The sequence below is a fragment of the Microbacterium sp. Y356 genome (assembly GCF_059445355.1).
The window spans coordinates 2,148,293-2,161,199 of sequence record NZ_JCAIUE010000001.1 but is presented as its reverse complement, the minus strand read 5'-3'; the positions used below and the strand labels follow the sequence as shown (position 1 = coordinate 2,161,199).

Annotated in this window: 14 protein-coding genes; 4 read left to right on the top strand and 10 right to left on the bottom strand. The window is 65.0% G+C overall.

The annotated features are described in order from the left end of the window. Positions 1-18 precede the first annotated feature (18 nt). From AC1C2Q_RS10435 to AC1C2Q_RS10415, 5 genes are all read right to left on the bottom strand, one after another. A complete protein-coding gene (locus AC1C2Q_RS10435) occupies positions 19-693 on the bottom strand; it encodes a hypothetical protein (protein WP_495450030.1) in 675 nt (224 codons plus the stop codon). Positions 694-702: 9 nt separating this feature from the next. Next, entirely contained in the window at positions 703-2,226 is a 1,524-nt protein-coding gene (locus AC1C2Q_RS10430) for an acyl-CoA synthetase (RefSeq protein WP_495450029.1), read from the bottom strand. Between the two features lie 62 nt (positions 2,227-2,288). Next, positions 2,289-2,741 carry a MaoC family dehydratase gene (locus AC1C2Q_RS10425; RefSeq protein WP_495450028.1) on the bottom strand — a complete coding sequence of 151 codons (453 nt, stop codon included), beginning with the start codon at positions 2,739-2,741 and terminating at the stop codon, positions 2,289-2,291. A 39-nt stretch (positions 2,742-2,780) separates the two neighbouring features. Then, complete coding sequence (locus AC1C2Q_RS10420; protein ID WP_495450027.1) at positions 2,781-3,665, bottom strand: amidohydrolase family protein; 885 nt, start codon at positions 3,663-3,665, stop codon at positions 2,781-2,783. A gap of 25 nt (positions 3,666-3,690) precedes the next feature. Beyond that, complete coding sequence (locus AC1C2Q_RS10415; RefSeq protein WP_495450026.1) at positions 3,691-4,608, bottom strand: SDR family NAD(P)-dependent oxidoreductase; 918 nt, start codon at positions 4,606-4,608, stop codon at positions 3,691-3,693. An 89-nt stretch (positions 4,609-4,697) separates the two neighbouring features. Here AC1C2Q_RS10415 and AC1C2Q_RS10410 point away from each other — a divergent pair, with 89 nt between their 5' ends. Continuing rightward, the gene (locus AC1C2Q_RS10410; RefSeq protein ID WP_495450025.1) at positions 4,698-5,147 is read left to right on the top strand and encodes a MarR family winged helix-turn-helix transcriptional regulator; all 450 of its coding nucleotides are present in this window, start codon (positions 4,698-4,700) and stop codon (positions 5,145-5,147) included. 15 nt (positions 5,148-5,162) lie between these two features. On the opposite strand, the gene AC1C2Q_RS10405 is transcribed toward AC1C2Q_RS10410, so the two are convergent. Then, the gene (locus AC1C2Q_RS10405; RefSeq protein WP_495450023.1) at positions 5,163-5,600 is read right to left on the bottom strand and encodes a MarR family winged helix-turn-helix transcriptional regulator; all 438 of its coding nucleotides are present in this window, start codon (positions 5,598-5,600) and stop codon (positions 5,163-5,165) included. Positions 5,601-5,643: 43 nt separating this feature from the next. Beyond that, positions 5,644-7,524, bottom strand: a complete 1,881-nt coding sequence (locus AC1C2Q_RS10400) for an FAD-dependent monooxygenase (RefSeq protein ID WP_495450022.1) — start codon at positions 7,522-7,524, stop codon at positions 5,644-5,646. Positions 7,525-7,632: 108 nt separating this feature from the next. Here AC1C2Q_RS10400 and AC1C2Q_RS10395 point away from each other — a divergent pair, with 108 nt between their 5' ends. Continuing rightward, positions 7,633-8,382 (top strand): IclR family transcriptional regulator, encoded by a 750-nt coding sequence (locus AC1C2Q_RS10395; RefSeq protein ID WP_495450021.1) that lies wholly within the window; start codon positions 7,633-7,635, stop codon positions 8,380-8,382. Between the two features lie 98 nt (positions 8,383-8,480). Continuing rightward, the gene (locus AC1C2Q_RS10390) at positions 8,481-9,677 is read left to right on the top strand and encodes a 4-hydroxybenzoate 3-monooxygenase (protein WP_495450020.1); all 1,197 of its coding nucleotides are present in this window, start codon (positions 8,481-8,483) and stop codon (positions 9,675-9,677) included. Positions 9,678-9,748: 71 nt separating this feature from the next. Here AC1C2Q_RS10390 and AC1C2Q_RS10385 read toward each other — a convergent pair whose 3' ends face one another. The 3 genes from AC1C2Q_RS10385 to AC1C2Q_RS10375 are packed head-to-tail and all read right to left on the bottom strand — an operon-like array spanning position 9,749 to position 12,480. Continuing rightward, on the bottom strand, positions 9,749-10,300 hold the full coding sequence (locus AC1C2Q_RS10385; protein WP_495431015.1) for a Dps family protein: 552 nt from the start codon (positions 10,298-10,300) through the stop codon (positions 9,749-9,751). A 45-nt stretch (positions 10,301-10,345) separates the two neighbouring features. After that, entirely contained in the window at positions 10,346-11,164 is an 819-nt protein-coding gene (locus tag AC1C2Q_RS10380) for a TspO-related membrane protein (RefSeq protein ID WP_495450019.1), read from the bottom strand. Between the two features lie 29 nt (positions 11,165-11,193). Beyond that, positions 11,194-12,480 (bottom strand): serine hydrolase domain-containing protein, encoded by a 1,287-nt coding sequence (locus tag AC1C2Q_RS10375; protein WP_495450018.1) that lies wholly within the window; start codon positions 12,478-12,480, stop codon positions 11,194-11,196. A gap of 99 nt (positions 12,481-12,579) precedes the next feature. Between AC1C2Q_RS10375 and AC1C2Q_RS10370 the strand changes: the two genes are divergently transcribed. Continuing rightward, positions 12,580-12,894 carry a DUF2470 domain-containing protein gene (locus AC1C2Q_RS10370; protein ID WP_495450017.1) on the top strand — a complete coding sequence of 105 codons (315 nt, stop codon included), beginning with the start codon at positions 12,580-12,582 and terminating at the stop codon, positions 12,892-12,894. The last annotated feature ends 13 nt before the right edge of the window (positions 12,895-12,907 follow it).

Sequence of the window (12,907 nt, the reverse complement as noted above, 5' to 3'; positions counted from 1 at the left end):
ACGTAAAGCGATATAGGTTCACCCGCGCGTGCTCTTGTTCCAGCTGGCTTTTGCGGGAGCGAAGGGGCTGCGCACGTGGATGGACCACGACGAGTGCGGATGGATCGACAGGATCGCCTTTTCGTACCAGGCCTTTGCCTCATCGGTGAGATCAGGCAGCACAGCATCCTTGTCTGTGTCATCCTCCGGCCGGGGGCGCAGCGCCTTCCACACCAGCTGAACCTCAGGAGCGCCGGTAGGGATGCCATCGATGTCGAGCACCGCGCGGTCCCATGGCAGCTGCAGGCGCGGGTCGCGCTTGTACACCCAGGCACTGGGGGCGCCGTCCTCGACGTTCACCTGGAGCACCCAGACATCCTTCGCGTCGTCACGTACGAGCACCGGCTGCAGGTCGGCATCGGCCGGGGCATCCGCAAAGGCAACCAGGTCATCACCGTCATCGCCGGACGTGCCGTTGGAAGGCACCCACGCCGTGAATCCCGCCGGAAGACTCGCCACCAGATCACCCAGATCTGCCGCGATGACGCTCACATCCGTGTTCGGGCGTGGGCGGATCGACCGCCCCAACCACCGATCGAGGGCGACACCCCCCGATAGCCACCACCGCACGGATGCCGGCGCGAGAAGCGCTGCGACCGCCTGTGGCGCGAGCGGTTCCCAGCGCGTGGCGAGAGTGGGTGGGGAAGAAGCCATGGATCGAGGCTACTCGGGCAGCGTGTACTTCCCCCGCAGGTCTGTCTTGCGGATCTTGCCGCTCGCGGTCCGCGGAAGTTCGTCGACGAAGACGACGCCGCGCGGGATCTTGTATTTCGCTAGGCGTCCGTTGAGGCTCGAGAGCAGATCTTCCGCACTAATCTCGGCACGCTTGACGGCGATGGCGAGCGGCACCTCACCCCAGCGCTCGTGTGGCACGCCAATGACAGCGACGGAGTCGATCTCCGGATGCTCCATGATGACCTGCTCGATCTCGGCCGGATAGATGTTCTCTCCACCGGAGATGATCATGTCTTTCAGACGGTCACTGATTGTCAGATAGCCCTGCTCATCGAGCACGCCGATGTCACCCGAGCGCAGCCATTCGCCTCGGTGAGCGTCGCGCGTCGCATCAGGGCGCAGCCAGTACTCCTTCATCACGTTCGGGCCGGAGATTTCGATCTCGCCGGCCTCTCCCCCCGCCAGCGGCTGCCCTTCGTCATCGACCACGCGCACATCGGTGAAGAAGTGCGCGAGTCCCGAAGAGCCAATGTGTTCTTTCGTCTTGCGGTGCGGCAGCGACGTGGCACCAGGAGACGTCTCCGTCATGCCGTAGCCGGAGGAGAAGCTGAGCCCGCGCTTCTCATAAGCCTCGATGACCCGCAGCGGAACGCTCGAGCCACCGCAGGTGAGCTTGCGCAGCGTCGACAGATCCGTGGCGTCCCAATTCTCATGCTCGGCAAGCATCTGAAAGGTCGTCGGCACGCCAGACAGACTCGTGATGCCGTGTGTCCTGATCGCATCCAGCACGGCGCCCGGATCGACCTTCTCTTGCAGAACCAGAGCGCCGCCCTTCAGCAGCGTCGGCAAGGCCCCCATGCTCAGGGACGCCACGTGGAACATCGGGGCGATCATCAGAGCCCGTTCGTCGGACGTGACGTCGTAATCGACGAGCACGTTGAGCGAGTTCCAGGTGAGATTCCCGTGCGTGAGTACCGCCCCCTTCGGGCGGCCGGTCGTCCCAGAGGTGTAGAGGATCATCGCCGGGTCATCAAGCGTGACCTCGACGACGGCGGGTTCTCCTGAAACTGCAGCGAGCACCTCATCGATCGCTTCAACCGCTGGCAGTTCTGCCGGCCCTCCGACGACGATACGGTTCGTGACCTCACTCGACCACGCCGCTGCACGCGCCAGCTCTCGCACCTCGTGGTGCGTGACGAGCAGCCGCGCTCCGCAGTCGTCGATCATGTACTCCAGCTCACGCGGAGCAAGCCGCGTGTTCAGCGGAACGAAGATCGCCCCAATGAGACCACAGGCGAAGAACGTGGTCAGGAAGTCGGGATGGTTGTTTCCGAGGAACACCACCCGGTCGCCCTTGACGACACCGCGCTCTGCGAGAGCGACCGCGAAGCGATCGATCCGATCGGCGAGCTCCTCATAGCGATATGAACGATCGCCATGGATGATCGCGAGGTCGCCTTCGGATTTCACGCGGCGACGCGAAATCCACGTGCCCAATCCCTGGTTCTTCATCGAAGCCTCATTGCTGGTCGAAATCGGTGCTGTTCGAAGTCGGTACTGCGCGTGGCGCCTGATCAGGCGTAGAAGCGGTAGATACCACGCGCGACGACGGCAGGCTTCGCGCCGCCCTCGATCTCCACAGTCTGGTCGACGGCCAGCTGGTATCCGCCGGCCACCTCGGTGACCTCGGCGATGACGGCGTTCATGCGCACGCGCGCGCCGACCTTGACGGGCGACACGAACCGCACCTTGTCCAGGCCGTAGTTGACCTTGGTGGTCACACCCTCTGCGTCGAAGAGCTCGCTCCAGAACTTCACGGTGAGCGACAGGCTGAGGTAGCCGTGCGCGATCGGCGCACCGAACGGCCCGGTCGCTGCACGCTCGGCGTCGACGTGGATCCACTGGTGATCATCGGTGGCGTCTGCGAAGACGTTCACGCGCTCCTGGGTGACTTCCAGCCACTCGGAGAATCCGAGGTCGGTTCCGGCGAGGCCGGCGATGTCTGTATAAGCGACGGTGGTGGTCATGGTGTGCCTTTCGATTGCTGAAAATGGATGCCGGATGCCTCAGGCACCGAGCCCGAGAAGACGGATCGCGTTGTCCTTCATGATCCCTGGCATGACCTCGGGCTTGAACGCTGCGTGCGGGGCGTCTCTGATCCAGCGCTCCGGCGTGATCATCGGGAAGTCAGAGCCGAAGAGCACGCGCGTCTTCAGGTACGAGTTGGCAGCGCGCACGAGCGTCTCGGGGAAGTACTTCGGGCTCCACCCGGAGAGGTCAATCCACGTGTTGTGCTTGTGTGTCGCAACCGACAGCGCTTCGTCCTGCCACGGCACAGAAGGGTGGGCCATGATGATCTGCAGATCGCCGAACTCCGCCGCGACCACATCGAGCAGCATCGGGTTCGAAAGCCCCAGGCGCAGTCCGCGCCCACCGCGCATGCCCGCTCCGATACCGGTCTGCCCGGTGTGGAACAGCGCGACGACCCCCGCCTCCTGTAAAGCCTCGTAGAGCGGGAAGTACACGGCGTCGCTGGGATCGAAACCCTGCACGGTCGGGTGGAACTTGAACCCGCGCACACCATGCTCCTCGATGAGGCGAATGGCGTCGTCGACCGCGGTCTTCTTCAGCGGATCGACGGAGCCGAACGGGATCAGCACGTCGTTGTTGCGCGCTGCCCCCTCGGCGATGTCCGCACTCGAGATCGCAGAATGTCCGAAGTTGGTTTCGGCATCCACCGTGAACACCACAGCCGCCATCTTGCGCTCGCGATAGTAAGCAGCGACACCATCGAGGTCAGGGTTCGGCCCGTCGGTGGCGAAGTACTTCGCCGCGGCATCCCTGAGGTCATCCGGCAAAGACGAATGCCCGTGCGCGTCGATCTCGATGTGCACGTGCATGTCGATCGCAGTCAGCGCATCGACGTCGATGTTCGATTCGTAGCGGGTCATTTTGTTCTGTGAACCCTTCGAAGCGTCAGCGCTTCAGTTCTTCGGGAAGTGCGGGGAACCGCTCGCCCACCGACTGCTGCTTGTCTCCGATCAGCGTCGGGAACTCTGCCTCGAGCGTCTCGTACGACCAGCCGCCTTCGTGATATTCGCTGGCGACCGCCTCCGGATGCGACCAGAGCTGGATGCGGTCTCCGCCGATGCCGATCGCCTGACCTGTGACAGATGCGGCGGCATCCGAGGCAAGGTATGCGATGAGGCCGGCGACGTCATCTGATGTTCCGAAACCGAGGTCGTGGCGGAAGAAGGCGGGCATGGCCTCCCCCTTCTCGTCTGCCTCCACCGCAGCGGCGAAGTACGGCACCGTGGCCGTCATGGCGGTCGCAGCGACCGGCACGACCGCGTTGGCCGTGATGCCGGCCTTTTTGAGTTCCAGCGCCCAGGTGCGCACCATCCCGACAATGCCGGCCTTGGCCGCGGCGTAGTTGGTCTGCCCGAAGTTGCCACGCTGCCCGGTCGGCGAGCCGATGCAGATGATCCGCCCGGCGATCTCGTTCGCACGCATGTAGGTCGCAGCTTCTCGCACGCAGGTGAACGTGCCGCGCAGGTGCACGTTGATGACGGTGTCGAAGTCGTCGTCGCTCATCTTCCAGAGCACCGTGTCGCGCAGCACGCCAGCGTTGGTGACAAGGATGTCAAGGCGACCATAGGTGTCGACGGCGGTCTGCACCAGCAGCTGTGCCGTCTCGGTCGGCCCGACGGGAGCGACGACGGCGACAGCCGTGCCGCCCGCGGCCTCGATGCTCGCGACAGCTTCTGCAGCCGTCTCAGCAGAGACATCATTGATGACGACGGACGCTCCGTGACGTGCGAGCTCCTGGGCATAGGCGAGGCCCAAGCCCCGGCCTGATCCGGTGACGATGGCGACTTTGCCACTGAGAGACATGGAGCTCCTTTGGTTCATGCGAGATCTTGATCCAATAATGCTTGCAGATCTCAATTATTGGATTCCTCACTGTACCGTACAATAAACCCATGACGATCTCCACCACTGGCCCGCTCGGCAGCCAGGTGCTCACTGGCGACATGAGCTTTCTCCTGGCACGCGCCAGCGCGGTGGCAAACGCTGCGGGCAACGCGGCACTGAACGCACTCGGGTTCAAGGTGCGCTCATATGCGGTGCTCGAACTCGCCGCCGAGGACGTGCAGACCTCCCAGCGCGAGATCGCGGAGTTTCTGCGCCTCGACCCCAGCCAGGTGGTCGCTCTCGTTGACGAACTGCAGCGCGCCGGGCTCGTCGCGCGCGAACCCGACCCCCGCGATCGCCGCGCGAACGCGATAATCGCGACGCCGCTCGGCCACGAGACGCTCGGCGCCGCACGTCAAGCTATCCACTCGAATGACCCCGCCACCCGCTCCGGCCTCAACGACGCCGAGCGCGAGACACTGACGGAACTGCTGCGTAAGGTCGCCTTCCCCGGCTGACCCGCCAGGGCGCCCTCAACCCTCCGGACGCTCCAGCATCTGCCACAGTCCGCGAAAGAGCGCATCCACCTCAGTCGAATCAAGATGCCCGGTCAGCTCGCGCTGCACCTCGATCACCATCGGCGCAAGCCGCACCCGCTCGGCGGAGCCGTGATCGGTCAGAGTCACAACGTTGCGTCGCGCGTCGCCTTCGGCCCGCCGCCGCTCAATGAGCCCCGACTGCTCCATCCTTCGCACGAGGTCGGCGACCGTCGATCGGTCAAGGTCAACCTCGTCGCACAGTTCACGCTGGCTCGCCTCGCCACGTCGGTCAAGGACGGCGAGGATGCTGTATTGCGCACTCGTGATCTCGACGGACGCCACACGCGCCCAGGTCGCCAGGTGCAGCTGCTGCGCACGACGGATGAGGTTTCCGACGTGGCGTTGCGGTTCGGGGAGGTCCGACATGGTCATCACGGCATCCATCCTCTCAGCCGTATCGAGCAGTAACGCATGCTCACGCAGGCAGCAGGAAGCCTGCGAAGAAGTTCCGCAGCTCATCACGCGCCGACAGCGGTAGCACGTGCGCTACGTACTGGTCCGGTCGGACGACGACGACCGCACCCTCCGCTGCGATCCCGCGACTCGCGAAAATATCGTCCTTCACATCGGCGGCCCAGGTCTTCTCCCAGTCCTGCAGCCCCAACGGCCCCGACTGCGGAAGAAGAATCGAAGGCAGCTCGGTGACGTCGACGTCATGATGCGATCCACGGAAGATCGCGTGCACGTCGATGACGCTGTCGATGTCGGCATCCGCTGCGGTGAATGCGCGCACCGGCGAATCTTCGCCGTCGCTCAGCCACGTCGCGAAGTGGTTCAGCGCGACGCCGGCTTCGTCACCGAAGGCGTAAACGCGCCAGCGTCCGTCAGCGCGGTGTGAATGGCCGAGCTGCATCGGCCGGGCATCCGCCACGCGCCGCACCGGCGCCGAGTGGAATCGTGTGCCGACCTCGAAACCGGTCGCGATCCCCTGGTGCGCGGAGGTGCCGGTGAGGGTCGATTGCGTGTACTTGGTCGCGAGGCCAGCGGTGTAACGGCCCTGGCGAGCGAACTCGGCCTGCATGTCTGCAGGCGAGACGCCACCACGCTCAGGATGCGCGGGGTCGAGCGCCGGCTGAGCGATGTAGGCCGACCAGTATTTGTCGAACTCAATGAGGTCGACGGCGATCGCCTGGCGCTCCTCGGAGTAGGTGCGTAGCAATGAGGCATCCGATCGCCCCTGCAGGACGGCGGCGAGCTTCCAGCCGAGGTTGAAGGCGTCCTGCATCGACACGTTCATGCCCTGACCGGCCTTGGCGCTGTGCGTGTGGCACGCGTCGCCGGCGACGAAGATGTGCGGCGTGGCATCTGCCGGAGCATCCGCGGTCAGGTCATCGAAGCGGTCGGCGACGCGCTGGCCGACTTCGTAGACGCTCGACCACGCGACCTGGTGCACGTCAATGGAGTACGGGTGCAGGATTTCGTTCGCGACAGCGCGCAACTCTTCCGCGGTCTTGTTGCGAATCTCGCTGTCGCCTGCGGACACTTCACCGAGATCGACGTAGCAGCGCACCATATTGCCGCCCTCGCGCGGGATCATCAACAGGCTCCCCTTGCCGTCTGACTGAATGACATTCTTCGTGCGCCAGTCGGGGAAGTCGGTGGTCGCCAGCACGTCCATGACGCCCCACGCGTGGTTGGCGGCGTCACCCTTGAGCTGAATACCGAGGGCGCGGCGCACGTTGCTGCGGGCTCCGTCGCCGCCGACAACATACTTCGCGCGGATGGTGATCTCTGAGCCGTCGGCACGCGCCAGCCGCACGACGACGGGGTGGTCGGAGTTCTCCATCTCGTAGCCGATGAACTCGATGCCGTACTCGGCCTCGAGCCTGCTGGATGAGTTGGCGGCATGTTCGAGCAGGTACTGCTGCATGCGCGCCTGGTTCACGATCACGTGCGGAAACTCGCTGAGCCCCTCTGGGGTGTCATTCACCCAGCCGGTGCGCGTGATCTTCGAGCGATCCTCGTCCGACGGACCCCAGAAGCGCACCTCGTTCACCCAGTACGCCTCGCGGATAAGCGCATCGGCGAGCCCGAAGGACTGGAACATCTCGACTGTGCGGCAGGCAACACCATCGGCATGACCGACCTGGAGCGGCTCGGTGCGGCGCTCGACGATGCGGGTGGAGATGTCGGGGAACTCTGCCAGCTGAGCGGCGAGCACGGTTCCCGCAGGACCAGTGCCGACGATGAGAACATCGACCTCATCGGGGAACTCGGCGCCACGCTCGCGTGCCTGCAGAGCTGCGGGCTGGATGTCGGGGTCTCCAGGGCGATATCCATCGCGATAGAACTGCATCAGATCTCCTTCGATCACTCCGGTCAGTCCCGGAGAAGCCATCCGACCGAGTCGGAATAGTTGGGGTGCCAACGATAATACACGGATGCCGCATGCCAAGCTAGCCCCATGGCGAACTCCCGCTCCGGTGACTCGATGACCGAGCGCATCGTGCGCGTGCTCGACACGTTCACGGCAGAGCGCACCATGCAGACCGCGACTGAGATCGCCGAGCGAGCCAGCCTGCCCGCGTCGAGCGCGCATCGCATCGTCAGAGATCTGATCGCCGCCGGCTTGCTCGAGCGCGATGACGAGAATCGCGTGCGACTCGGTATGCGGCTGTGGGAGCTCGCGCTGCGCGGATCCAGCGCGCTGCGCCTGCGTCAAGCAGCCCTGCCGCATATGGAGCACGTGCAGATCTTGATCCGCGAGCACACCCAACTCGCCGTCTTGGAGCACGAGGAGGCCCTGTTTCTGGAGCGCCTTTCGCATCCGGATGCCGGCGCCAACATCACCCGCGTCGCAGGTCGCCTGCCGTTGAACGCGTCATCCTCCGGCCTTGTGCTCCTCGCCCACGCTGATCCCGAAGTGCGCGAGCACGTGCTCGCCCGCCCACTGCGCGCGGTCTCGCCCGAGACCGTGACGGATGCCGCGACTCTGCGGTCACTGCTCTCATCCATCAGGCGGCAGGGATACGTCATCGCACCGGGGTCGATCGAGTCGGTCTCGACCGGCGTCGCGGTGCCGGTGCGCGATCGCGGCGAGGTCGTCGCCGCGCTCTCGGTGGTGCTGCCAAGACAGAAGCCACCCGAGCCTGCCGTGCAGGCCCTGCTCGACGCAGGGAAGGGCATCGAGCAGGAACTGCGCGAGATGCGCTGACGCCCATTCAATGGGATTCTTTGATCGCAAAGACCCGTGGGGCGCAGACTGGTCGACGAACGCGGATGCCGCAGCATCCACCCGTCGAAGGAGACGACATGAGCACCGCCGCACCGAACGCGACCACCGTCCGCACCCGAGTCGCGATCGTCGGCGCAGGGCCAGCAGGCCTCATCCTGTCGCACCTGCTGGCAGGCTCCGGCATTGAATCCATCGTGATCGACCAGCGCTCTCGCGCGGAGATCGAATCGACGATCCGCGCCGGCATCCTCGAACAGGGCACCGTTGATCTCCTCACCGCGATCGATCCGAACACGCGCGTGCACACCGTCGGCGACCGCCACGATGGCATCGAGCTGCGCTTCCAGGGCGAGGGCCACCGCATCGACTTCCCAGGCCTCGTCGGACGCAGCGTGTGGCTGTATCCGCAGCACGAGGTACTCAAGGACATGCTCGCGCTGCGTCTCGGCGCTGGCCAGGATCTGCGATTCGGAGTCACCGCGACCCGTGTTGACGGCATCGAGACAGATCGCCCGCGCGTGATCGCGACGGATGCCGACGGCGCAGAGCTCATCATCGACGCGGACTTCGTGGTCGGCGCCGACGGCTCACGCTCGGTCGTGCGCCGGGCGATCACAGGCACTTCGAGGGATGGCTACTTCCGCGAGTATCCGTTCGCATGGTTCGGCATCCTGTGCGAAGCTCCGGCGAGCGCTGACGAGCTCATCTACAGCAACTCCCCCGATGGCTTCGCCCTGATCAGCCAGCGCAGCCCCGAGGTGCAGCGAATGTACTTCCAGTGCGACCCCGACGTCGACCCGAATGCCATGAGCGAGGCGGAGATCTGGGAGACGCTGCAGTTGCGGGTGCCCGGCACCACACTCAAGGAGGGCAAGATCTTCCAGCGTGATGTGCTGCGCTTCCGCAGTTTCGTCTCGCGCGAGCTGCGACACGGCCGTGCCGCCCTCGTCGGTGACGCGGCGCACACTGTGCCACCCACCGGCGCCAAGGGCATGAACCTCGCGATCGCCGATGTCGTCGTGCTGTCACGTGCGCTCGACGCACTGCTACGCGACAACGACGCCCGACCGATCGACGGCTACGCAGAACTCGCCCTCCGCCGCATCTGGAAAGCACAGAATTTCTCGTGGTGGATGACGAGCATGCTGCACACCGCTCCCGACTCCAGCGATTTCGACCACCTGCGCCAGACCGGCGAACTGCGCTCGGTCGTGGATTCCGAGGCCGGGCGCACCTACCTAGCCGAGGCCTACACCGGCTGGCCGATCGACTAGCCCCTCTCGAAACGACAAGACCACGCCGAGACCACGGCGTTTCGCCGTGGTCTCGGCGTGGTCTTGCGGGTTCACGCAGAGGCCGGCGTGCGGTTCTCCGCACTCACCATCCATGCGAACTGCTCAAGCTTCTCGAGGACAGCGTGCAGAATATCGGCACTGGTGGGGTCCTCTTCATCCACGCCGTCATGCACCTCTCGAATGGTGTGCACGACCGCTTCGAGGCGGGCCGTGATCAAGTCCACAGTCGCTGAGGTGTCAATCTCACCCTGGGGAAACTCGGGCAGCGTCGTGGTGGATGCCACGGTGTCACTTCGCCCGTCCGGAATCGCGTGCAGCGCGCGCATGCGCTCAGCGACCGTGTCACCGAACTCGCGCGCGGCCTCGATGATCTCGTCCAGCTGACGGTGCGTGTCGCGGAAATTGCGACCGACCACGTTCCAGTGCGCCTGCTTGCCCTGCAGCGACAGCTCGATCAGATCGACCAGAACCGACTGCAGGTCTGCACTCAACTTCTTGGAAGCGATGAATCCCTTCTCGGCGTTCTGGCGCCTGGTGCTCTTCGACCCCGTCCCTCCTGGGGCGGTGCGATTCGTCTTTGTGTTTGCTTTGGTCGTTGCCATGTTGACCTCCTGTCCGCGACGCTAGAGCGCGTCGGTGCGTCACGCCTAGGGGGTTGACACGAGATCCGGAGCTGCGACCGCTGCCGTGCGCGCCCGGAATCGCCATGCCGCGACCGCGAGCACGACAACGACGAGCACGATCGCAGTGGATGCCACAACCGGCGCCTCCGGCTCCCCCGACCAGCGACCGACGGCGATCCAGACCAGCCCCCATGAGGTCGCGACAGCTGGCGCCAGGCGGCCACCGCGCCAGGCAGTGAACACCGCAATCAGACCGGCGCCGATCAGAGTGATAGTGCCGGGAATCCCCGGCTGCTCCTGCCAACTGCTGAGCCCGATGTCCGCGAGCCACGCAGCGAGATTCGCGGCCGCAGCCACCGTCACCCAGCCGAGATACAGCCCGATCATCCCGTCGACTAGCACGATCTCGGCCACCGTGCCACGCCCTCGCCTGCGGCACGCCCGCACGAATGTCACCAGCAGCACCCCGAGCAGAATCATGATGATCACGAAAGACTCGGCGATGCGCCACGCCTGCACACACGCGATCCACACAGCGTTCAGCAGAGCGGATGCCGCGATCCCATAGCCGACGGTGCGATGCAGCGGCTTCGCTGCCTGCGCGGGAAACAGCTGCCAGAGCGCGTATGCCACCAGCCCCAGGTAGATCACTGACCAGATCGCGAACGCGATGCCTGCGGGTGCGAGCACCGTGGCATCTGCGGCGAAGGCTCCGCCAGCTGCATCCGCAATACCCTTGCCGCCGATGAGCCCCGAGCCGAACACGGCGGCGGCCGTCGCACCGGCGACGGTCAACGCGACGACGATACGACGAACGCGATCAGACTGCTCTGTCTGGGACATGACCCCAGGGTAGATCGTCTCCTCCGCTGCTACTCCGCGGCGGGCGGCGTGGCGCAGACGGCGAAGTTAGAAATGCTGTCGTGATACTGCTCAGCGGTGAAGGGAAGCCCGAAATCCGGTGCCGTCTGTCCACTCGCTGCGGGCGCCTTCGATGCGATCGCTGCCAACTCCCAGGCAAGATACGACGCCGATGCCGCACCCGCCGTGGAACTGTTGAGCACGACGGCAACGGTGAATCCGGTCTCCGGATCGGAATAGGCCGCGCTCGCGTAGCCTGGCGTCCAGCCGTGCTGTCCGATCATCGACCCGACCAGGAACGCGCCACCGGTCGCCTGATACCAGGACGGAGCCGTCGCCGAAGCGGGCAGGGGATTAGCAAATCGATCAGGCTCTGCGTTCTCGCCGCGCAGGCCGCCGCGCGCCGTGGCCTGCGCGTAGCGGCCGAGATCATCGATCGTCGAGACCACACCGGAATCTGTGAAACCGGTGCTCGAGGAGAGCGTCGTAATGTCGACGGGCGCTGAGCAGTCATAGCCGCCCTCGATCGCGTTCAAGTAGTTTCCGCTCAACGATGTCGGTCCAGGCGTTGCGGCAGCAGCACCGGGCAACGACGTGCCAGTGAGTCCGAGCGGCGCGGTGACGTACTCGGCGATGAGCTCGGAAGCGGTCTTGCCTGATGCCCGTTCCAGCGCGAGCCCGAGCAGCAGATACCCAGCATCGGAGTCGCGGTAGGTCGTGTGCGCGGCGACCGGCGTCTGCCCGAGCCCGAAAGATGCCAGCTCCAGCGGTGCCCACACCCGCTCTGGAGTGTTCAGCCACAGGCTCCGGACCGTCCCCTCGGATGACCCGATGCCGCTCGTGCCGTTGCAGAGATCTAGCAGGGTGATGTCGCCGAGGTGAGCCACACCGGAGGCGTAATCCGGCACTGGCGTGTCGAGTTCGACCACGCCGTCATCGGCGAGGCCGTACAGCACGTCACAGGTCATCAACCGGGTCGTGTCCGCGATGCGGAATGTCATGTCAGTGGTGACTGCAGTCTGATCCTCGACAGACTGCGTCCCCATCGCCGTAACCCAGGTACCGCTCCACGGCACCCAGACGCCGACGATCGCACCGGTCGCACCGGCATTGACGATCGCGTTCTCGACCGCACCCTGCAATTGCGCGGCCGTCTCGTCCGGCAGAGGCTGGTCGACCTGCTCTGGTGGCGTGTAGGAGAAACTAGCCTCGACAGTCGAGCAACCGGTCAGGACGAGCGCGAGCGCGGCAGCGCCTGCGGCGGCGGCACGCCAACGGCGCGACAAAAGTACGTGCATGAAGGAAACTCCAGGGTGGTTTATGCACCGAGTCTAAAGCTCCCACCTGGAAACACGTCGCCAATCATCCCCTGCTCGCGGGAGACGTACAGTAAAGACGTGCCTCATATCTTCGAAGACGACGTCGTCTCTGCGGTCCTCCGTCACATGAATGACGACCATGCAGAGGACAACCTCCTCATCGCACGCGCGTTCGCCTCGGCATCCGATTTCAAGATCACCGGCGCGGTGATGCTCGACTTCGATGGCGACGGCGGCGCCTGGCAGATCACCCGCGCCGGTATTCCCGAAGCGCTGGATGTCCCGTGGCCCAGCGGGCCGATCACGGAACGCTCCGCGGTGAGGCGCGAAGTCGTCGCGCTGTACGACGCGGCCTGCGAACGGCTCGGTGTCGAGCCCCGACCACACGCGTAACGAAACCGGGCTC